Annotated in this window: 18 protein-coding genes; 11 read left to right on the top strand and 7 right to left on the bottom strand. The window is 68.7% G+C overall.

All coding sequences use genetic code 11. The annotated features are described in order from the left end of the window. Positions 1–30: 30 nt before the first annotated feature. On the top strand, positions 31–1,125 hold the full coding sequence (locus A5624_RS21850; RefSeq protein WP_066870919.1) for a helix-turn-helix domain-containing protein: 1,095 nt from the start codon (positions 31–33) through the stop codon (positions 1,123–1,125). Positions 1,126–1,142: 17 nt separating this feature from the next. Here the strand turns inward: A5624_RS21850 and A5624_RS21845 are convergent, their stop codons facing one another. Beyond that, positions 1,143–2,528, bottom strand: a complete 1,386-nt coding sequence (locus A5624_RS21845) for an NAD(P)/FAD-dependent oxidoreductase (protein WP_066870917.1) — start codon at positions 2,526–2,528, stop codon at positions 1,143–1,145. Between the two features lie 119 nt (positions 2,529–2,647). Here A5624_RS21845 and A5624_RS21840 point away from each other — a divergent pair, with 119 nt between their 5' ends. Continuing rightward, positions 2,648–3,613, top strand: a complete 966-nt coding sequence (locus A5624_RS21840) for an alpha/beta fold hydrolase (RefSeq protein ID WP_066870914.1) — start codon at positions 2,648–2,650, stop codon at positions 3,611–3,613. On the opposite strand, the gene A5624_RS21835 is transcribed toward A5624_RS21840, so the two are convergent. Next, positions 3,608–4,954: a flavin monoamine oxidase family protein gene (locus tag A5624_RS21835; RefSeq protein ID WP_066870911.1), complete on the bottom strand. Its 1,347-nt coding sequence runs from the start codon at positions 4,952–4,954 to the stop codon at positions 3,608–3,610. The two genes, A5624_RS21840 and A5624_RS21835, sit on opposite strands and share 6 nt — an antisense overlap. 226 nt (positions 4,955–5,180) lie before the next feature. On the opposite strand from A5624_RS21835, the gene A5624_RS21830 reads away from it, so the two are divergent. Beyond that, the gene (locus A5624_RS21830) at positions 5,181–6,416 is read left to right on the top strand and encodes an MFS transporter (protein ID WP_197505296.1); all 1,236 of its coding nucleotides are present in this window, start codon (positions 5,181–5,183) and stop codon (positions 6,414–6,416) included. Beyond that, a complete protein-coding gene (locus A5624_RS21825) occupies positions 6,413–7,780 on the top strand; it encodes an LLM class flavin-dependent oxidoreductase (protein ID WP_066870907.1) in 1,368 nt (455 codons plus the stop codon). The genes A5624_RS21830 and A5624_RS21825 overlap by 4 nt, the downstream gene beginning before the upstream one ends. 15 nt (positions 7,781–7,795) lie before the next feature. On the opposite strand, the gene A5624_RS21820 is transcribed toward A5624_RS21825, so the two are convergent. Both A5624_RS21820 and A5624_RS21815 read right to left on the bottom strand, forming a co-directional pair. Further along, positions 7,796–8,911 (bottom strand): hypothetical protein, encoded by a 1,116-nt coding sequence (locus A5624_RS21820; protein ID WP_066870899.1) that lies wholly within the window; start codon positions 8,909–8,911, stop codon positions 7,796–7,798. After that, positions 8,911–10,077, bottom strand: coding sequence for a phosphotransferase family protein (locus tag A5624_RS21815; RefSeq protein ID WP_066870896.1), 1,167 nt, complete (start codon positions 10,075–10,077; stop codon positions 8,911–8,913). The genes A5624_RS21820 and A5624_RS21815 overlap by 1 nt, the downstream gene beginning before the upstream one ends. A 46-nt stretch (positions 10,078–10,123) precedes the next feature. On the opposite strand from A5624_RS21815, the gene A5624_RS21810 reads away from it, so the two are divergent. Then, a complete protein-coding gene (locus A5624_RS21810) occupies positions 10,124–10,726 on the top strand; it encodes a TetR/AcrR family transcriptional regulator (protein ID WP_066870894.1) in 603 nt (200 codons plus the stop codon). Further along, positions 10,723–11,610 carry an SDR family NAD(P)-dependent oxidoreductase gene (locus tag A5624_RS21805; RefSeq protein ID WP_066870891.1) on the top strand — a complete coding sequence of 296 codons (888 nt, stop codon included), beginning with the start codon at positions 10,723–10,725 and terminating at the stop codon, positions 11,608–11,610. Before A5624_RS21810 ends, A5624_RS21805 begins: the two co-directional genes overlap by 4 nt. On the opposite strand, the gene A5624_RS21800 is transcribed toward A5624_RS21805, so the two are convergent. Then, entirely contained in the window at positions 11,607–12,992 is a 1,386-nt protein-coding gene (locus A5624_RS21800) for an HNH endonuclease signature motif containing protein (RefSeq protein ID WP_066871183.1), read from the bottom strand. The genes A5624_RS21805 and A5624_RS21800 overlap by 4 nt on opposite strands. 177 nt (positions 12,993–13,169) lie before the next feature. Here A5624_RS21800 and A5624_RS21795 point away from each other — a divergent pair, with 177 nt between their 5' ends. From A5624_RS21795 to A5624_RS21775, 5 genes are all read left to right on the top strand, one after another. Next, positions 13,170–14,123: a DUF4129 domain-containing protein gene (locus tag A5624_RS21795; protein ID WP_066870887.1), complete on the top strand. Its 954-nt coding sequence runs from the start codon at positions 13,170–13,172 to the stop codon at positions 14,121–14,123. Further along, positions 14,120–14,602 (top strand): hypothetical protein, encoded by a 483-nt coding sequence (locus A5624_RS21790; protein ID WP_066870879.1) that lies wholly within the window; start codon positions 14,120–14,122, stop codon positions 14,600–14,602. Before A5624_RS21795 ends, A5624_RS21790 begins: the two co-directional genes overlap by 4 nt. A 19-nt stretch (positions 14,603–14,621) precedes the next feature. Further along, positions 14,622–15,599 carry a MoxR family ATPase gene (locus A5624_RS21785; protein WP_066870876.1) on the top strand — a complete coding sequence of 326 codons (978 nt, stop codon included), beginning with the start codon at positions 14,622–14,624 and terminating at the stop codon, positions 15,597–15,599. Positions 15,600–15,606: 7 nt separating this feature from the next. Next, complete coding sequence (locus A5624_RS21780; RefSeq protein ID WP_066870874.1) at positions 15,607–16,863, top strand: DUF58 domain-containing protein; 1,257 nt, start codon at positions 15,607–15,609, stop codon at positions 16,861–16,863. Positions 16,864–16,927: 64 nt separating this feature from the next. Continuing rightward, positions 16,928–17,320, top strand: coding sequence for a hypothetical protein (locus tag A5624_RS21775; RefSeq protein WP_232002306.1), 393 nt, complete (start codon positions 16,928–16,930; stop codon positions 17,318–17,320). A 10-nt stretch (positions 17,321–17,330) separates the two neighbouring features. On the opposite strand, the gene nuoN is transcribed toward A5624_RS21775, so the two are convergent. Together nuoN and A5624_RS21765 are read right to left on the bottom strand one after the other, a co-directional pair. Beyond that, positions 17,331–18,920 carry an NADH-quinone oxidoreductase subunit NuoN gene (gene nuoN, locus A5624_RS21770; protein WP_066870866.1) on the bottom strand — a complete coding sequence of 530 codons (1,590 nt, stop codon included), beginning with the start codon at positions 18,918–18,920 and terminating at the stop codon, positions 17,331–17,333. Then, positions 18,917–20,503, bottom strand: a complete 1,587-nt coding sequence (locus A5624_RS21765) for an NADH-quinone oxidoreductase subunit M (protein ID WP_197519007.1) — start codon at positions 20,501–20,503, stop codon at positions 18,917–18,919. The genes nuoN and A5624_RS21765 overlap by 4 nt, the downstream gene beginning before the upstream one ends. Between the last annotated feature and the right edge of the window lie 15 nt (positions 20,504–20,518).

Raw genomic sequence — 20,518 nt, 5'->3', positions numbered from 1 at the left:
AGGCCCGAACGCAAAGCATCCAGGCCGGCCATGACCACCGTGACGAGTGAGGCCGGCCGCAAACCCGCGAAGCCGGCAGTGGGGCTCGTCGGGGAATCGGACGAGGGGCCCGGGTCCGGTTATTGTCCCGCACGTCCGGTGCTCGGCCGTGAGTCCGAACCGGCGTTCCGCCCAGCCGCTGTGCAATACAAGCAGTTTCGCACTGTCGACGCACAGGCCGCGCGGCGGTTCTTCGCCGGCGCGTATCAACCGGGCTGGCGCATCTCCGGGCTCACCACTCACGCCGCGATGTCACATCGGCGCAGTGATGCCGGTCTGTTGACGGTCGATGAGGTGATGATCCAGGGTCGTTCGACCCTCGAGATCCCGGCATCCGACACCATCGTGGTGGTCCAGCCGCGTGCGGGATCGTTGAGCGTCGCGGGCGGTCCGCTGGCGACCACGGACTTCCCCATTCTCGTCGCGCATGGCATGTCGTGCGTATTGCACTGCAATAGCGCGCGTTTCGACGTGATCAAGGTCGAGGCGGAAGCGTTGCAGAGAGTCGCCGCGGACTGGCATTCGTCGCTGGGGCAGCAGACCCGGTTCTTGAATTGGCGCCCGCGCTCCCGTGCGGCCGTGCGGGCATGGCACCGAGCCCTGGACTATGTGGTGGCGACGTTGACTTCCGCCGACACCGCCGCGCAGCCGCGGATCGCGGCGGGTATGGCCAACCTGGTGGCCGGTGCGCTGCTCGAGTGCTACCCGTCCAACCTCACCGAACACGACCCGGCCAGCGATCTCGCCCTGCCCGAAACCCTCAAGGAGGCAGTGTCTTTCATCCACCGCCACACCGCCGAAGACATCGGCATCAACGAGGTCGCGGCGGCGGTGCACCTGACCCCCAGGGCGGTGCAGTACCTCTTTCGGCGACAGCTCGACACGACTCCGACCGAATACATGCGCCGCGTCCGGCTCAGCCGCGCCCATCAAGAGCTGATGACAGCGACGACCCCCGCCTCGACCGTTACCGAGATCGCCCAGCGGTGGGGCTTCGCGCACACCGGTCGATTCGCGGTGCTCTATCGGCAGACCTATGGCCAAAGCCCGCACACCACGCTGAGGCAGCAGGCCGCATCCTCCTGACGGCCAAGCCGGCCGGGTCAACCGTTCAGTCGATGCAGGAGCTGATCGGCGGCATAGCGCCCGCTGGCTTGGGCGCCCGCGGCGGTGGCCGGATTGTCGACGCCCACCGCCTCACCCGCCAGGTAAAGCCGGTCACCGATCGGTTGCTGTAGCCGGCGCCGGTCGTCGAGGCCGGAGCCGGGCGGGTGAAACGAATAGGCGCCGAGGGCGTACGGGTCGACGGTCCAGTTCGAGGTCCGGACCTCGGTCAGCGAGATGTTGTCGCCGAAGAGCCGGCGGGCCACGGGCAGCGCGCTGGCCAGCACGTCCCCGGGCGCGCGCGACTCCACGAATCGCCCGCGCTCGCCGCCGTTGAGCGCCAACACGATTGGGCCCGCATCACCGGGCAGGGTGAACCACTGTGACCACAGCCCGCCTTCGGGCCCGAGGTACTGGTAAAAAGCGTTGTCTACCTTCCACGTTCGCTGGTCCACGCGAAAGAAGCTCTTGGACAATGCGCCGAAGCCCAGGGCGGTCACGGCCCGGGCGTGCGCGTCGGGCAGCGGCGGATCGAAGGCGATCGCACCGGATTTCAGCACGCCGAGGGGAACGGTGACGATCGCGGCCGGACCCCGAAACGACTTGTCTTTGGCCCGCACGATGACTGCGTCATCGCGTTGCACGATCGCGGTGACCGGCGTGTTGAGTTCGATGGTCAGCCCCTCGGCAAGCGAATTGGGCAGGGCGTCATAGCCGTTGATGATGACGTCCTGGTCGCCGCCGGCGTAATCACCCTTGTCGAAGGTGGCGGCCGAAAGCTGATTCGCGTCGGCGGCGTATTCGTCCTCGATCTCGGTGGTCAGATAGAAGGCCAGCTGGGCGCGGTCGGATGCGGACAGCCGTGCGCCGTCGGCGGCGGCTTGCACCGCGGCGCCCAGGCTTGTCGCGTCGCGCAGACCGCGCGCCCGTTCGACAAACGATCGCCAGGTTGCGCTCTGGTAATCCAGCGGCTGTAGCGCGGGATCGACCGCGAGCCTGACCCACCCGTAATAGTCGGTGCTTACCAGTTGCGATCGCGCCCGGCGGGCCAGCTCGGTCAGCGGGTTGTCCGTCGTGCCGTGGATCCACGAGGCGCCCAGCTCCAGGGGCGTGCCCCAGCCGCGGTCGGTGCAGACCCGGCCACCGATGCGGTCGCGGGCTTCGATGACGCGAACCGGGCGCCCGGCGTCGGCAAGGCTGCGGGCGGCCGACAAACCCGCCATCCCGGCGCCGACGACGAGGATCGAGGTGGTGTCCGGCGCCGGCCGAGCGGACGGGCGGCCCGTGGCGGGTGTCGGTTGGTTCGGTGCGCACCCGGCGGCCAGCGCGCCACCGGCCACGCCGGTCGCGGCCGCGAAGAATGCCCGGCGCGACAACCCCGACACGAGTCTAAGCGTCTCATAAGAATCGTTTGCCGGATTTACCAAAAGCGAACCGAACTTAGGGATAAAATCGTCCCATCCTTAGCTGCGGCAACGGCGCCGCGTTGGAGGGGGGAGCGGTGATGAGTGCTCGACGATCGGCCCGCCCGGTTGACCCGTTCCCCGACCGGCTGCCGCCCAGTGAGACCGTCACGGTCCGGGCGGCCGACGGCACCCGGTTGCACGCGGAGGTGTTCGGGCCGCCCGACGGTTATCCGATCGTCTTGACGCACGGCATCACCTGCGCCATCCGGGCGTGGGCGTATCAGATCGCCGACCTGTCCCACGACTACCGGGTGATCGCCTTCGATCATCGAGGCCACGGCCGCAGTGGCGTGCCGCGAGCCAACAATTACAGCATCAAACACCTTGCCTCCGACCTGGATTCGGTGCTGGATGCGACCTTGGCGCCGCACGAACGCGCCGTGGTGGCCGGCCACTCGATGGGCGGCATCACCATCGCGGCGTGGTCGGAGCGCTACCGCCACAAGGTTCCCCGGCGCGCGGACGCGGTCGCGCTGATCAACACCACCACCGGCGATCTGATCCGCAAGGTGCAGCTGTTGCCGGTGCCCTACGGGTTGTCGCCGGCCCGGGTTCTGGCCGGCCGCACCCTGATCAATGCGTTCGGTGGATTCGCGGTGCCCGGTCCCGCCCGCATCCCGAGCCGCTATGTGGTGGCGATGCTGGCCACCGGACGAGACGCCGATCCGGGCATCGCCAGGCTCGTCTACGAGCTCTTCGAGAACACCTCACCGGCCGGACGGGCGGGGTGCGCGAGGGCGCTGGTCGCGTCTCTCGGGTCGCGCTATCTCGACCTGGACGGATTGACCGTCCCGACGTTGGTCATCGGCAGCGAACGCGACCGGCTCACCCCGATCAGCCAGTCCCGCAGGATCGCGCGCAGCGTGCCCAACCTGATCGACCTGGTCGAACTGCCCGGCGGGCACTGCTCGATGCTCGAACACCCCCGCGAGGTGAACCGCCAGCTGCGCGCGCTCGCCGAAACGGCGATGCGCAACGCGGCCACCCGCCGGATCAGCTCATAGCAGCGCGGTGATCTCCGCGGCCGCGCGCTGCCCGGAGCGAATCGCCCCGTCGAGGAAACCGGTCCACTCGTCGGCGGTTTCGGTGCCGGCCCAGTGGATCGGCCCGACCGGTTCGCGCAGCCACGGCCCGAACCGGGTCCACGATCCCGGCGGCACCGCGGCGGTGGGGCCGCCCGGCGCGAATTCCTCTGCGCCCCAACGGTGATCGACGTAGTCCAGGGGCTTGAGCGCGTCGTCTCCGAAAAGCGTTGCAAAGCAGCGCAACGCGTCGCGGCGACGCTGATCGCTGGGTAGCGAGTCGAACGAGCGGGCGTCGACGAAACCCATCAGGATGCCCGGTCCGTCCGGGTGCGGACTGACGTCGAACGTGATGAAGACCGGGCCCTCGTCGGACAGCGCCTGCCCGGAAAACCCGTTGGTCCGCCAAAACGGCGTGGAGTAGGCGGCGTAGGCCTTGCTGAGCCGGCCCTGCGGCCAGTGCCGGGCGAGTTGCTCGTACTCGGCGGGCAGCGGGGGAGTGAACTCGATGGAGGCGCGGTGAGCCGGCGGGATGGCGACGATGACGAACCCGGCCTCGGTCTCGCCGAGGTCGGTGGTGACGGTGACGCCCGCGCCGTGCCGCTCGATCCGCCGCACCGGGGCGTTGAGCACCACCCGGGTGCCCAGTTCGGCGGCCGCCGCCTCGGCGATCTGTTGCGTGCCACCGGGGAAGCGGTCCTGTTGGGCGCCGTCCTCGACGTCGAGCAGCCGGTCCAGCCCGCCGGCCGCGTGCGCGTAGCGGGCGGCGTGCAGCATCGACACGTCGTCGGGTTCGCATCCCCAGGTCACCCGCGCCACGATCGCCAGCAGGTCGTGCGAGGAAGCCGTCGCACGCACCGAGCGCAACCAGCCGCCGAGCGACAGGCCGTCGAGTTCACGCGCGCGGCGGGCGTCCCACGGCGCCGCCAGCGGGACGCTGCGCGCGATCCTGTCGAATTGCCAGCGCAGCCGGCCGATATCCAGCAGGCCGGTCAGCGAAAGCTTGGGGATGGTGCCGTGATACGCGTGCGTCCACCCGCGCCAATGGATCAGGTTCTTGCCGTCGTGATGCGTCGGGGTGGTCGGGACGTCGAGTTCGGCGGCCATCGCCAGTACGGCGTCCTGGGTCGGCCCGACGAACGTGCCGCCTAGATCGGCCGGCAATCCGGCGACGCTGCCGGTCAGGGACCGTCCGCCGACGCGGTCGCGGCCCTCGAAAACCGCCACATCGTGGCCTTGCCGTGCCAGCTCGCGCGCCGCGGCGAGTCCGGCGAAGCCCGCACCGACGACGACAACGTCGACAATGCGCGGCGGATTCGACACGCGGTCTAGTGAACCGCATTTCTGCGCATTTCATGGCAATTTCTTGCAAGCTGGTCGCCGGCGTTTGGCTCACGGCGATGGCAAACATATGCCTAGCTCGCTATGTTAATTACGCTGCCACCACGTGCTTTCCGAAAGCCCCGTCACCAGTTCTGCCGCCAGTCCTGCCAGTTCAGCCGTGGTCGCCGGCACCGCGCCGAACCTGCGCACCGTGGCCCTGGGCAGCATGATCGGCACCACCATCGAGTGGTATGACTTCTACCTGTACGCGACCGCGTCGGCGTTGGTCTTCAAACCGCTTTTCTTCCCGAATATCTCATCGACCGCGGGGACACTGGCCTCGTTCGCGACCTACGCCGCCGGATTCGGGGCCCGGCCCCTCGGTGCGGTGCTGTCGGGGCACTTCGGCGACCGGTTGGGCCGCAAGGCGGTTCTGGTGGGCGCGTTGGTGGTGATGGGTCTGGTCACCACCGCGATCGGAGCGCTGCCGACCTATGCCGCGGCCGGGCTGCTGGCGCCGGCGCTGCTGGCGACCCTGCGGGTGGTGCAGGGCCTGGCCGTGGGGGCCGAATGGGGTGGCGCCGCCGTGCTCTCGGTGGAGCACGCACCGCCCGATCGTCGCGGATTGTTCGGCAGCTTCACCCAGTTGGGCTCGCCGGCCGGCATGCTGTTGGCGACCTCGGTGTTCTTCCTCGCGCGCAAGGTCACCGGGCCGGCCTTCCTCACCTACGGGTGGCGAATCCCGTTCCTGCTCAGCGTTTTTCTGGTCGGCATCGGCCTGTTCGTCCGGCTAAAGCTGACCGATGCGGAAATCTTCGAGCGGCTCAAGCGGCGCGACGAGCTGGCCCGGCTGCCGATAGTGGAGGTGCTGCGCACGGACTCGCGCAACGTGGTCATCACCACGGGACTGCGGCTGTCGCAGATCGGGCTTTTCGTCTTGTTGACGACGTATTCGCTCAGCTATCTTCAGGATTCATTCGGCAAGGGCAGCGCGGTGGGTCTGATCGCGGTGCTGGTCTCCTCGGCGCTCGGGTTGCTCAGCACGCCGGGCTGGGCGCTGCTATCGGACCGGGTGGGGCGGCGGCCACCGTATCTGTTCGGCGCGCTGGCCGGGGTCGTGGCCCTGGCGTTGTTCTTCCTGGCCGCCGGCAGCGGGTCGGCGCTATGGGTCGTGCTGGCAATCGTGTTCGGCGTCAACGTTGTTCATGACGCGATGTATGGTCCGCAGGCGGCCTGGTTCGCCGAACTCTTCGGCACCCGGGTCCGCTATAGCGGCGCGTCGCTGGGTTATCAGATCGGTGCCGTACTGTCGGGAGGGTTCGCGCCGTTGATCGCCGCGTCGTTGTTGGTGGTCGGCGGTGGCCGGCCGTGGCTGATCGTGGCGTACTTCGCGGTGCTGGCGGCGATCACGATTGCCGCCGCGTACGCGGCGCGCGAGACGCGTGAGGATGACATCGGGTGAGTGCGCCGCGCAGGATCTTTCTCAACGCCTTCGACATGGCTTGTGTCGGGCATCAGTCCGCGGGGTTGTGGCGGCATCCCGACGATCAGGGCTACCGGTACCGGGAGCTGGGCTATTGGACCGAGCTGGCCCGCATCCTGGAGACCGGCGGATTCGACGCGTTGTTTCTCGCCGACGTGCTCGGGGTCTACGACGTGTACGGCGGCTCGCGCGACGCTGCGGTCGTCGACGCCGCCCAGTTTCCGGTCAACGACCCCACGGCCGCGGTCTCGGCGATGGCGGCGGTGACCGAGGGCCTCGGCTTCGGGATCACCCTGTCGCTGACCTACGAGCAGCCCTACGCGCTGGCCCGCCGGCTCTCGACGCTGGACCACCTGACCGGCGGCCGGGTGGCGTGGAACATCGTCACGTCCTATTTGGACAGCGCCGCAAGGAATTTGGGCCTGGACGCCCAGATCCCGCACGACCAGCGTTACGAGATCGCCGACGAGTACCTCGAGGTCTGCTACAAGCTGTGGGAGGGGTCGTGGGAGGCCGACGCCGTGGTGCGCGACCCGCAGCGAGGCGTCTTCACCGACCCGGCCAAGGTGCACGACATCGAGCACAAGGGCCGTTACTTCTCGGTGCCCGGTCCGTTCCTGTGCGAGCCGTCGCCACAACGCACCCCGGTGCTGTTTCAGGCGGGCGCGTCGGCGCGGGGCGTGCGGTTCGCGGCGGCCCACGCCGAGGCGGTCTTCGTCTCGGGCCCGACGCCGCAGATCGTTCGCGGTCCGGTGCGCGCGTTGCGGACCGCCGCCGCCGAGCTGGGCCGCGACCCACGCTCGATCAAGGTGTTCACCATGGTGACCCCGGTGGTCGCCGAGACCCACGACGAGGCCGTCGCCAAGCTGGCTGAATACCGGCGGTACGTCAGCCCCGCCGCAGCGCTGGCGTTGTTCGGCGGCTGGACCGGGGTCGACCTGGCCGAACTCGACCCCGGCGAACCGCTGAAATACGTAGAGACCGACGCCAACCGCTCGGCGCTGGCCTCGTTCACCACCGCCGCGCCGGAACGCGCCTGGACGGTGGGCGAGCTGGCCGACGAGATCGGGATCGGCGGCCGCGGCCCGGTGCTGGTGGGTTCGCCGACCGAGGTGGCCGACGAACTCGAGCGGTGGGTCACCGAGGCCGACGTCGACGGGTTCAACCTGGCTTACGTGACGACCCCGGGCACCTTCGTCGATTTCGCGAAGTTCGTTGTCCCCGAGCTGCGTCGGCGGGGACGCGTCCCCGAGCGGCCGCCGCGTTCCACGCTGCGCCAGCGGCTCGGCGCCGGGGGGCCGCTGCTGCCCGACGACCACCCGGGCGCGGCCTACCGCCGCTGAATCACCGCCGCTGACCTAGGGCGCGACCGTCAGCCAATCCTTGAACCCGGACGGGTCGTGGCGGCCCAGCGCGCCGTGCTCGTAGAGGCCCCAACCCTCGACCGGCTCGCCGTCGCCGTCGCGGCAGACCGCGCGGCCGACGTGGTCGATCACGCCGAACCCCGCGCGGCCGACGATGGCCGGGTCGGTCATGTCGTACGTCAGCCGCTCGGCGAACTTTTCGCCCTTCCAGGTGCCGTGGATCCAGTCGGAGTCGCCGCCGTAGCCGCCGCCGACGTGAATGGGCACCGGCAGCTTGGACTCGACGTCGAAGTGGACCGGGGTCCCGTCCCGGGTGGTGGCGTCGATCGTCGCTCCGGTCGGGATGCGGGTCCCGGAGCGGTAGTGGATCTTGACTCGGGGCCAGCCCAGCTGCTCGACGCGCCCGTCGCGCCAAATGCGGGTGCAGTCGTTGAGCGAGCGGAACCCGTTGGGCTCTTCCTGGATGATGAGCACGATGGCGAAATCGTCGAATGCCATGGGTACGTAGAGCCACCACATCCCCTCGAAGGGCGGGTCGGCGGGCCGGCCCGCGGGCTCGGCCTCGCCGATCGGTCGGATGCCCCAGGACCGGTCGCGACTGCCCAGCCAGGTGTCGGGGTCGACGGTGATCTGCTCGCCGTCGATGACGATGTGCCCGCTCCAGCTGCCCAGCTGCGCGAAGCGCTGCGCGTCCAGGGTGACCCGGTTGCCCGAGCGCAGGATGTGCGGTTGTTCCTGCACGACGTCGAACAGGCCATTCCACGTGAGATCGGCTGCGATGCCTTCGGTTTCGTCGAGCACGAGGCGCAGCTTGCGCAGCGGTTCGATGACCTCGACGCGGTAGCCGTTGACGTGCTGGTTGAGCCGGTCTTGATCGATGGCGTCCGAAACATGAACGGCGGTCTGGGTATCCCCGCGCCGGATGAGCAGGAACGCGTCCTTGACCCCGAGGTTGGGGTAGTAGCCGATGCCGCTGATCACGAAGATGTTGCCGGTGCGGTCGTGGGCGTTGAAGTAGGAGCGGTCGTAGAAGTTGCGGTCCGAGGAGCCCGGCCAGGCGATCGGCTGGGGGATCTGATGTACCGGGAACTCGTCGAGCGGTCCGAGCATTATTGGTCCTCTCCGATTGGGCCCTCGCCGATCAACCCCTCACCGATTAGCCTGCGCATCAATCCGGCGTGATAGAACAGTGATTCGACGTCGTCGGGCTTTTCGGTCTCGCCGAAGTGCACCCGCCGGGCGCCGGTGCGCATGAACACGCACGCCCACATCACGCCGGAGTACACGTAGAACCAGTGCAGGTCGCCGACTTCGACTCCGGCCAGCCGCGCGTAGGTGGCGCGCACGTCCTCCTCGCGCATCACCCCGGGTAGCCCGGGCAGGGTGGCTAGGCCGGCCAGCTCCTGAAAGACCATGTGCGCGAAGATCATCCACGCCACGTCCAGCTCGCGCGGACCCAACGTCACCATCTCCCAGTCCAGCACCGCCACCGGCCGGAAATCGTGGTACAGCACGTTGCCGACCCGGGCGTCACCCCACAGCAGCACCGGCTCGGCGGCGGCCGCCGCGGCCGGCCAGTTGGCCTCCAGCCAGTCGAAGGTCCGCTCCAGTAGCGGTGATCGCCCGATGTCGGGTACCGCGAAGTCATACCAGGACCGCACCCAGTTGAAGTGCTTGCGCAGCGCGGTGTCGCCGGATTGCCCCTCGGTGAGGAAGCCAAATGTGCTCTGCGCGTTCGGGATCGAGTGCAACGTGGCCAGGACGCCGACGGTGGCGTCCTGCAGTTCGCGCTGCCGCTCGGCGGGCGCGTCGGCAAACCAGTTGCCGCCGAAGGTGTACGGCATGACGTCGGGCGGCACCTCGCCCTCGACGTAGTCCATCACGAAAAACGGTGTGCCCAGGACGTCGCCGGTGTTCTCCAGCCAGCGCACCCGGGGCACGGGCACGTCGGTGAGCTCACCCACTTTGCGGATGACGTCGAATTGGTGGTCGAGCCGGTAGGTCGGGAAGACCTGCACATCCTCGGCGGTGGGGGCCACCCGCGCCACCAGCTTCTGTTCGGTCGGCCGGCCGTCCTGTTGCCAGCGGGTGGTCAGGATGATCGTTTCCGACGACATGCCCGTCGAATCCACGCCGCTTTCCACGGTCACCTCGGGATTTGCGGCGTCCGGCAGTACGGTGGAGAGCCAGCGTGACATGACCGTCGGCAATGTGCTGACGTCGCGGCTGGAGCGTTGCAGCCGGTCGACGTTGTCGACCGCCGGTTCTGTTGCCATAAGGTGCCTCCTTCGTTGAGGCAATTACGATACGGTAGGTAGCGTTATGAAAGCAGACCCGTCCGGCCTTGACAAGGCCTCCGGCGCCGGCCGCCCGCGCGATCCGCGTATCGACTCCGCGATCCTTTCGGCGACCGCGGAACTGCTTGTCCAAACGGGCTATTCCAACATCAGCCTGGCCGCGGTCGCCGAGCGCGCCGGCACCACGAAATCCGCGCTGTACCGCCGGTGGTCGAGCAAGGCCGAGCTGGTGCACGAGGCCGCGTTCCCGACGGCCCCGACCGCCCTGGAGTCGCCGGCCGGGGACATCGCCGCCGACATGCGGATGATGATCGAGGCCACCCGCGACGTGTTCACCACCCCGGTGGTGCGTGCCGCGTTGCCCGGTCTGGTTGCCGACATGACGGCCGACCCGGCGCTCAACGCGCGGGTGATGTCGCGGTTCGTGGATTTGTTCACCGCGGTGCGGGTGCGGCTGCGGGAGGCGGTTGACCGGGGCGAAGCCCATCCCGATGTGGATCCCGATCGGTTGATCGAGTTGATTGGGGGAGCGACGATGCTGCGGATGCTGCTGCGTCCGGAAGAGGAGCTCGACGAGGCGTGGGTGGAGCAGACCACCGCCATCGTCGTACACGGGGTGCGGCGGTGACGGGGCGGCTTGCGGGTCGCGCCGCGATCGTCACCGGCGGCAGCCGCGGTCTGGGCCGGGCCATCGCGCTGGCCCTGGCCGCCGAGGGTGCCGCGGTGGCGGTCGCCGGGCGTACCGAAGAAGTCTGGGACGACCGGCTGCCGGGAACCATCGGCGAGACCGTCGCCGACATCGAGGCAGCCGGCGGGCGGGCCCTGCCGGTCCGGGCGGACCTGACCGACCGTGAGCAGGTTGCCCGGCTGGTGCAGTCGGCGCGAGAGGCGTTGGGTCCCATCGGGATTCTGGTCAACAATGCGGCCTTCACCGCGCCCGGGCGACCGCCGAAGCCGGGCGCGCAACCGCGTGACGGCACCGCCAAGCCGTCGGCTGCCGCCAAGCCGTCGGGTGCCGTCAAGCCAGGCTGGCCGGGATTCGTCAGCACGCCCCTGCACGCGTATCGCCGGCACTTCGACATCGCCGTCTTCGCGGCCTACGAGCTGATGCAGATGGTGTGCCCCGACATGATCGAGGCGGGTGGCGGCTCGCTCATCAACATCACCTCGGTCGCGTCGCGACTGCCGGGCGATGGGCCGTACGCCGACCGCAGCGGTGGCGTGCTGCCCGGGTATGGCGGATCCAAGGCCGCGCTCGAGCACCTGACCCAGTGCGCCGCATTCGATCTGACCGACCACAACATCGCGGTTAATGCGCTGTCGCCGTCCAAACCGATCCTCACCCCGGGGCTCGCCTACTATGCCCGCAGCTTTGATGACACCGCGTCGGAGGATGAATTCGCCCGTGCGGCAGTCGAATTGGCCCTAGTCGATCCCGGGAAGGTCACCGGCCGCACCATCGGTCACCTTCAGGTCCTCGACGGCAGTTTCCGGCCTTTCACGCCTGCCTAGACCGGCTGGCCTTCGGGCGGGTCGGGATCCCCGCGTAGCAGCTCGTCGGGATGGTGCGCATGATTGACCTCGGGCGGCCCCTTGCCGTCGGTCCAGGCGAGTCGGCCGTTGCCGGCCACCGCGGTGCGCCATTCGCCGCGCCCCACCGCGCCGTGGTCGGATCCGCAGGCGAAGAACAGGTTGTCGGCGTCCGTGCGTCCGCCCTCTGCCCATTCGTGGGCGTGGTGAATTTCGCAATGATAGCCGGGTTCGAGGCAATTGGGGTGGGTGCAGCCTCGGTCACGGGCGTAGCAGACGAGCCGTTGGTCCGCGGATGCGATGCGTTTTTGACGCCCTAGATACAACGGCCGGCCGGTGTGCTCGTCGAACACCGCAAGATAGTGAATCGCCTTGGCGGCCATGCGAATCAAATCCGGCATGGGCAATCGTGAACCGCCGCCGGTGTGCGCCGGCGCGGGCATCGGGATCGACGAGTCGACCGCGGCGTGCGCGGCTCGGTCGAGTTCGGCCAGCGTGGTCGTGGCGATCACGGTGACGGGCAGCCCGCGGTGCGCCCTGAGACCGCCGGAGGCGAGGGCGATTTCGAGGCCAAGCTTGAGGGCGTCGTGGCCGCGTTGGGCCGGGGTGCGATCATCGCGCGTCTCGGGATCGCTGTCGGGGGTCTGATGGCGCCCGGGCCGCACCGCCGCTTCGAGGGCTTCGAAGTAGGCCCTGGCCTCGGGATCCAGTAGGCCGGAGAGTCGGGACATTCCGTCGGGCCCCTGCGGGCCGAGGTACACGCCACGGCGGCGGGCGCGATCGACGTCGGTGAAGCGGCCGTCGGGATTGAGATAGTCGGCAATCCGGTGGCCCAGCTTGGTGACCACGGCGGCGTCGAGCTTGGTCGCGTGCCGTACCAGCGTGCGCTCGGCATCCGCCACATCACACGGCGATACGCAGGAGGGCAAGGTGTCCACGGCGGCGCAGACGGCGCGGATGTGGTCCTCACCCACCGCGCCGGCGGCCACCGCCTCCGCCAACGCCGGCAGTTCGGGTTCCAGGGGCGCGCCGGTCAGCGAATGGCGCGGCTGGAGACGCGCAGCGAGCCGAAAGCGGCGCGCGACTTCCTTGGGAGTGATGCGTAGCCGCGCCCACAGCGTGCCGCGCACCGCCGGAACGCACTCTGACCCGTCCGGCGGCTCGGCGATTTCGCCGAAAGTCCGGTACATCAGGCCGCGATTGGCGCGGTCCTGAGCCTCCAGGCGCTCGGCGACGTCGACCCGAAAGGCATTGCCGACCGCGTCCGACGGGGTCTGGCGCAGCACCTCGTGGGCAGCATCGATCGCGTCGAGCGCCGAGCAGATGCGCTCTCGCGCCAGTTCCGCGTTCACCAGAGGACCCACACAGCCCACGGTATCGAACACAAGTTCGAAGAGGCACCGCCCACGCACCATCTGTGGATGAACCGCCGACTGTGGATAAGCGGCGACGCCGGTCCTGGCCCTGGGGCCGCTTGACGTGCAAGTATGAGAAAAGTCAGTGCCGCGACGGCGGCAGGCAACCAATCGAGTGGTGTGCCAATGCCTGGTATAGACAAGCCGACAGGGCGAGTCGTTGCCCTGATCGTCCTGCTGCTCGTGGTCGCGGCCGCCCTGCGCGGCTACCTTCCGGCTCGTCACGATGCGGTGCGCAACGAGTCGGGCGGTCGCGCGGCGCTGGCCTTCGTGGTAGCGGCCCTGGCCGTGACGCTGGCGCTGATCGCGATCGCCGTCGTCGCGCGGTTGCGTGACCCCCGCGCTCCCGCGCCGACCGCAGGGGCACTGTCCGAGATGCTCGGCACCGGCCGGGGGCGGCCGAGCTGGCGCGTGTTGCTGATCGGACTCGCCGTGATCGCGGCCTGGCTCGTGGTCGTGATGCTGCTGGCCCGCTTCCTGGGCCACGGCGTCGCGCCGGCCCCGTCACCACCCGATACCGGTGCGGCGCCGCCGACGAACCCGTCCGCGCCGCCGCCGCAGCAGCAGCCTCAACACCGTCCCCGCGACGGCTCGCAGAACTTGCTCGGGATCCTGCTTGCCTGCACGGTCGCGATGTTGGTGTTGTTCGTCGGCGGTACGGTCGCCACGGCGCGACGGCGCTGGCGTCCGACCGCACCCGTCGTCGCCGACGAACCGGCGGAGCCGCCGGCGCCGGCGGCGCGTTCGGAGTCGCTGGCGCGGGCCGCCGAACGCGGTCTGGCCGAGATGACGGACCTGAGCCGCGAACCGCGCGAGGCGATCATCGCCTGCTATGCCGCGATGGAACGCGAACTCGCACATGTTCCCGGCGCGGCCCCCCGGGAATTCGACACTCCCACCGAGGTGCTGGCCCGCGCGGTCGAGCACCACGCCCTGCACGCCGACAACGCCGTCCAATTGGTGAACCTGTTCGCCGAGGCGCGGTTCAGCCCCCATGTGATGAACGAGGGCCACCGCGACATCGCGGTAGGCGTCCTCCGGTTGGTCCTCGACGAGCTGGGTTCGCGGAGTGCCGCATGAAAAAGATTACGACCCTTGGCGTTTGCCTCATCGTCGGCATCGAACTGTTGGCGCTGACGCAGCAGGATCGACGCTGGGTGTTGGCGGCGTCCGGTGTGGGGCTGGCGCTGGTGCTGCTCACTCTGCGTCGCGCATTGGCGCGGGGGCCCGATGCCGACACGGAGGCCGACGCCGACGATCTCGGGGATTCGTTGCGCCGCTGGCTTGCCACCACCGAGACGACGATCCGGTGGTCGGAGTCGACACGGGCCGACTGGGACAGGCATCTACGCCCGATGCTCGCCCGCCGGTACGAGATGACAACTGGCCAAAGGCGATCCAAGGACTCCGGGGCGTATCACGCAACCGGACGCATGCTGTTCGGTGTGGAACTGTGGGAATGGGTCAATCCCAACAACGTGGTGCGCGGCGGTGACCGCCAACCCGGTCCGGGCCGTGCGGCGCTGCAAGAGATTCTGCAAAAGCTGGAGCAGGTATGACAGGAGGCGCGATCCCACCATGACGCTGCCGGCCGCCACCACGACCGCCCACTGTGAAGCGATTCTCGACGAGATAGAACGCGTGGTGGTGGGGAAACGATCCGCGCTGCGGCTCATCCTCACCACGGTCCTGGCGCGCGGCCACATCCTCATCGAAGACCTGCCCGGCCTGGGCAAGACGCTGATCGCGAGATCGTTTGCCGCAGCGTTGGGTCTGCAATTCACCCGGGTGCAGTTCACGCCCGACCTGTTACCCGCCGACCTGCTCGGCTCGACGATCTATGACATGCAGTCCGGCCGCTTCGCGTTCCGACCCGGCCCCATCTTCACCAACTTGTTGCTGGCCGACGAGATCAATCGCACGCCGCCGAAAACCCAGGCGGCGCTGCTGGAGGCGATGGCCGAAGGGCAGGTGAGCATCGACGGCGAAACACACCAGCTGCCACAGCCTTTCATCGTCCTGGCCACCGACAATCCGATCGAGTACGAGGGCACGTATCCGCTGCCCGAGGCGCAACTCGACCGGTTCGCGATCCGGCTGGAACTGCGGTATCTCAACGAGCGCGACGAGACGTCGATGCTGCGCCGCCGCCTCGAACGCGGTTCGGCCGAACCGACGGTCAACCAGGTGGTGGACGCCCACGACCTGCTGGCAATGCGCGAATCGGTCGAGCAGGTAACCGTGCATGAAGACGTCCTGCATTATGTGGTGTCACTGGCCAACGCCACCCGGCACCATCCGCAGGTCGCCGTCGGGGCCAGCCCCCGCGCCGAACTCGATCTGGTCCAGCTCGCCCGCGCCCGCGCGCTGCTGCTCGGCCGCGATTACGTCATCCCCGAGGACGTGAAGGCGCTCGCCATCGCCGCGGTCTCGCACCGGATCACCCTGCGTCCGGAGATGTGGGTACGAAAAATCCAGGGTGCCGACGTCATCGCAGAGCTGTTGCACCGCCTACCGGTGCCCCGCACCGGCGCCGGCGCCGGCGAGACCGGATGAGGCCAGCATGACCCGCAGCACTGCGGTCGAGTTCCGCTGGCGTGCATCGGAATTGGCCCGAGCGATCGCCACCTGCGCGGGATTCGCGATGGCCGCCGCCGTGATAAGCGGCCGGTGGCAGCTGATCGCCTTCGCGGCGCCGCTGCTGGGCGTGTTGTGCTCGATCAGCTGGCAGCGCCCGGTGCCGACGGTTCGGGTGCACGGCGATCCCGACACCCAGCGTTGCTTCGAGAGCGAGCAGGCACGCATCAGGGTTTGGGTGACGGACGACGCGGCTTCGGCCGTGCGGCTCACGGTTCCCGACATCGCGGGCATGGAACTCGACATCACGGAAACCGATGGGAGCCAAGCGAAAACGGTCACGGCGACCGCGCGGCGCTGGGGCCGGTATTCGATTGAGGTTCGCGTCGACGTGATCGCCCGCGGTGGGCTGCTCACCGGGACGGCGGTCGTCGGGGCCGCCGAGGTGATCGTGTTCCCGCTGACACCGCCGCAACAGACGCCCATCCCGCAGACCGAGCTGCTCGACCGGTTGGGTGCCCACCTGACCCGCCACATCGGTCCGGGTGTGGAATATGCCGACATTCGTCTCTACGTGCCCGGCGACCAACTGCGGGCGGTGAATTGGCCGGTGAGCGCGCGCCGGGGTCAACTGCACGTGACGCAGCGGTTGACCGACCGCGCCGCCGACGTGGTGGTGCTGATCGACGGCTACCGGCAGCCGGCCGGGCCGGCGACCGAGGCCACCGAACGCGTCGTTCGCGGCGCGGCGCAGGTGGTGCAAACCGCACTGCGCCATGGTGACCGGGCCGGCATCGTCGCCCTCGGGGGCAACCAGCCGCGTTGGCTGGGAGCCGACATCGGGCAGCGCCAGTTCTATCGGGTGCTCGACACCGTCCTTCGCGCCGGTGACCGGTTCGAACACACCACCGGCACGTTGGCGCCACGCGCGGCGGTTCCCGCCGGGGCGATCGTCATCGCGTTCTCCACGCTGCTCGACACCGAATTCGCCTTGGCCCTGATCAATCTGCGCAAGCGGGGCCATGTCGTGCTGGCCGTCGACGTTCTGGACACGTCGCCGTTCGAAGACGAACAGGACCCCCTGGTGGATCGGATGTGGGCCTTGCAGCGCTCCGCGATGTATCGCGACATGGCCACCATCGGCGTCGATATCGTGTCGTGGCCCGGCGATAGCGGTTTGGAGCAGTCGATGGGTGTGCTGCCCGATCGGCGACGGCGGGTGCGGGGGAGGCTTCGTGGCTGACGGCGGCGCCGGGACACTGGCGCGGGCGGGGGCGCCCGCGTTCGCGACGGCCTTCGGCCTGCTCATGGTGGGGCTGGCCGCCGACGGCTGGCAGGAATCCGCGATCGCCGGATGGGTGGCCGCACTCGTCGCGGTCGCGGTCGGCATCGTATTGCGCCGGGCCGCAACGGTTGCCGTGCTGTTGGCGGCCATTACCGTCCTGCTGTCCAGCCCGCCGGTGATATTCGTCGCGCTGTCCGGTCTGTGCGCCGCCGCCTACCTGGTGTGCCGCCATGCGGCCGGCACCACCGCGCTCGTGGTGCTGGACAGCTGGCCGACCGCGCTTGGCGCCGTGGGGTTTACGGTCGCCGGGTTGGTTGCGACGTCGTTTCCGCTGCAGCTGCCGTGGCTGCCGTTGGTCGCCCCGCTGGCGGCGTTGCTGACCTACCTGCTGGCCGTCCGGCCGTTCATGAACTGACCGCGCTGCGTCAGTGCAGCAACTCGGCGGCCTGGTCGGCCAGATCCAGCAGCGGCTGCGGGAAGATGCCCAACACCACGGTGATCGCGGCGCACACCGCGATCGCGGCCTTGCTCAAGATGCCCGGCGCCACCACGTGCGGCGTGTCCTCGGTCGCCTCCGTGAAGAACATCGACACGATCACCCGCACGTAGAAGTAGGCGGCCACCCCGCTCGCGACCACACCGACGATCACCAGGGGCACGGCACCGCCCTGGGCGGCGGCCTTGAACACGGCGAGCTTGCTGACGAATCCGCTCGTCAGGGGGATGCCGGCGAAGGCCAACAGGAACATCGAAAACATCACGCCCACAATGGGGGAGCGCTGCCCGAGCCCCGCCCAGTGCGAGAGCGTGGCGTCCTCGACCCCGTCGGCGTCGCGGATCAGGCCGACGATGGCGAACGCGCCGACGGTGCTGAAGCTGTAGGCCAGCAGGTAGAACAGCGTGGCGGACAGGCCCGTGTGGTTGTCGGCGATGACGCCGGTGAGGATGAATCCGACGTGGGCGACCGACGAGTAGGCCAGCATCCGTTTGACGTCGGTCTGGTTCACCGCGGTGATGGTGCCCACCGCCATGGTCAGGATGGAGATGGCCCACAGCACCGGGCGCCACTGATCGTGCAGCGGCGGCAGCGCCACGTAGATAACCCGCAGCAGCGCACCGAAAGCCGCCACCTTGGTGGCGGCCGCCATGAACCCGGTGATGGGGGTGGGCGCGCCCTGGTACACGTCGGGAATCCACGAATGGAACGGAACGGCACCGACCTTGAACAGCAGACCGACCGACAGCAGCGCCACACCGACCAGCGCCATCGACGTATCGCCCTGCGCGGCAAGCGCGTCGCGGATTCCGGTCAGCAGCAAGGTGCCGGTCGCGCCGTACAGCAGCGCCACGCCGTAGAGGAAGAACGCCGACGAAAACGCGCCCAGCAGAAAGTACTTCATCGCGGCTTCCTGCGACAGCAGGCGGCGATGACGGGCCAGGCCGCACATCAGGTACAACGGCAACGACAGCACTTCCAGCGCAACGAACATGGTCAACAGGTCGTTGGAGGCGGGGAAAACCATCATGCCGCCGACCGACAGCAGCGCCAGCGGGAACAGCTCCGTCTGGGCGGCTCCGGCCCGCTCGGCCTCCCGTTCGGCGTCACTGTCGGGCACCGCCGACGCCTGCGGGGTAAAGGAGTCCAGGCCACCCGAACCGGCCCTGCCGACGCCTACGGAGACCTTGTTGCCGGCCCTGGCCTGGGTGCGTTCGGCGATGAAGATGATGGCCAGCACCGCGACCAGCAGGATGGTGCCCTGCAGATACAGCGTCGGGCGGTCAATGGCCATGGCGCCCAACACCGCGACGCGCCCGGAGCTTGGAATCGAGCGGCTCACGGCGATCACCGCGACGAACGCCGCGATCACGCCGCCGAGCGCAAGCGTTACCTGCGCCGTGTAGCGAATTCGCCTGGGCAGGAACGCCTCTGCGAGGACGGCCACCACGGCGACGCCGAACACGATGAGCGTCGGGCACAGCAAAAAGTACTGGATGCTCGGGGTTGGGAGGGTCATCGCGGTCCTTCGGCGGTCCGGGGTAGGTCGGCCGGTCTGGGTGTCGCCACCGGGACGGTCGGCTTGGGGTCGTGCTGGCCGATGGTGGTCATGGTGTTCTCGACGGCGGGATTGATGATGTCGAGAACTGGCTTGGGATAGATGCCGAGCACCAGCAGCAGCGCGATCAACGGCGCGACGACGATCAATTCGCGGGCGCGCAGATCGCCGATCTTCTCATTACCGCTGACGACCGGCCCGGTCATCACCCGCTGGTAGAGCCACAACATGTAGACCGCCGATAACACCAGCGCGGTGACCCCGAACGCGGCGGCCAGCCAGTACCGATTGAAAGTTCCCAGCAGGACCAGGAATTCGCTGATGAAGGGCGCCAACCCGGGCAGTGACAGGGTGGCCATGGCCGACACCAGGAAGGTGCCCGCCAGGATGGGCGCCACCTTCTGCACGCCGCCGTAGTCGGCGATCGCGCGGCTGCCGTGCCTCGATATCAGGAAGCCGGCGATGAGGAACACCGCCGCCGTGGACAGACCGTGGTTGAGCATGTACAGCGTCGACCCGCTCTGCCCCTGGCTGGTCATCACGAAGATACCCAGGATGATGAACCCGAAGTGCGAGATCGAGGTGTAGGCGATCAGCCGCATGATGTCGGTCTGGCCGATGGCGACGATCGCGCCGTAGATCACCCCGATGACCGCCAGCACCACGATCAGTGGCCGGAAATACGTTGAGGCGCCGGGGAACAGCTGCAGGCAGTACCGCAGCATGCCGAAGGTGCCGACCTTGTCCATCACCGCCATCATCAGCACCGCGGTCGCCGGGGTGGCCTCGACCGCGGCGTCGGGCAGCCAGCGGTGGAACGGCCAGAGCGGGGCCTTGATCGCGAACGCGAACATGAAGCCCAAGAACAACGCCTTGAACACCGCGGAGTCCGCGCCGTAGCGGCCGGAGGCGACGCCGGCCACGATCTCACGGAAGTCGAAGGTGCCCGAACCGTGCTGGGAGGTCACCACATACAGCCCGATCACCGCGGCCAGCATGATCAGCCCGCCGAACAGGTTGTACAACAAGAACTTCACGGCCGCGCGCGAGCGCCCGGCTCCGCCGCCGAAGCCCCCGATCAGGAAGTACATCGGGATGAGCATGGCCTCGAAGAAGACGTAGAACAGCAGTACGTCCAGCGCGACGACCGAGATCAGCACCATGGATTCGATGGCCAGCGTGAGAGCGACGTACGCGTGTACACCGCGCGGGTTGCCTTCGCCCCCGTCGTTCCAGCCGGCCACCTGTAGCACCGGAATCAGCACCGCGGTCAGCAGCACCAGCACCACCGCAATGCCGTCGACGCCCAGCGTGTAGCCGGCCCCGAACGCCGGAATCCACTGGTGCTTCTCGACGAATTGATACGGCGCGCCACCGGATTTGAACCCGACGGTGACGACGATCGCCACGGCCAGGGTCGCGACGCCGAAGACCAGACCCGTCCACTTGGCGAGCTGCCGCAGCCCGGGCGGCATGAGGATGATCAGCACGGAGCCGGCCAGCGGCACCAGCCACAGCACGCTCAGCCACGGAACGTTATTCACCAGCGCCGCTCCTCG

This window comes from Mycobacterium sp. 1482292.6, assembly GCF_001672995.1.
Taxonomy (GTDB): domain Bacteria; phylum Actinomycetota; class Actinomycetes; order Mycobacteriales; family Mycobacteriaceae; genus Mycobacterium; species Mycobacterium europaeum_A.
Note: the sequence above shows the minus strand (reverse complement) of the source record. Positions and strands in the feature narration are given on the sequence as shown.

Coding starts and splice junctions, on each gene's coding strand:
- A5624_RS21775 (WP_232002306.1), top strand. CDS start 16,928: ATGGTGGGGCTGGCCGCCGACGGCTGGCAGGAATCCGCGATCGCCGGA.
- A5624_RS21840 (WP_066870914.1), top strand. CDS start 2,648: ATGAGTGCTCGACGATCGGCCCGCCCGGTTGACCCGTTCCCCGACCGG.
- A5624_RS21850 (WP_066870919.1), top strand. CDS start 31: ATGACCACCGTGACGAGTGAGGCCGGCCGCAAACCCGCGAAGCCGGCA.
- A5624_RS21790 (WP_066870879.1), top strand. CDS start 14,120: ATGAAAAAGATTACGACCCTTGGCGTTTGCCTCATCGTCGGCATCGAA.
- A5624_RS21830 (WP_197505296.1), top strand. CDS start 5,181: ATGATCGGCACCACCATCGAGTGGTATGACTTCTACCTGTACGCGACC.
- A5624_RS21780 (WP_066870874.1), top strand. CDS start 15,607: ATGACCCGCAGCACTGCGGTCGAGTTCCGCTGGCGTGCATCGGAATTG.
- nuoN (WP_066870866.1), bottom strand. CDS start 18,920: ATGACCCTCCCAACCCCGAGCATCCAGTACTTTTTGCTGTGCCCGACG.
- A5624_RS21810 (WP_066870894.1), top strand. CDS start 10,124: ATGAAAGCAGACCCGTCCGGCCTTGACAAGGCCTCCGGCGCCGGCCGC.
- A5624_RS21785 (WP_066870876.1), top strand. CDS start 14,622: ATGACGCTGCCGGCCGCCACCACGACCGCCCACTGTGAAGCGATTCTC.
- A5624_RS21815 (WP_066870896.1), bottom strand. CDS start 10,077: ATGGCAACAGAACCGGCGGTCGACAACGTCGACCGGCTGCAACGCTCC.
- A5624_RS21820 (WP_066870899.1), bottom strand. CDS start 8,911: ATGCTCGGACCGCTCGACGAGTTCCCGGTACATCAGATCCCCCAGCCG.
- A5624_RS21795 (WP_066870887.1), top strand. CDS start 13,170: ATGCCTGGTATAGACAAGCCGACAGGGCGAGTCGTTGCCCTGATCGTC.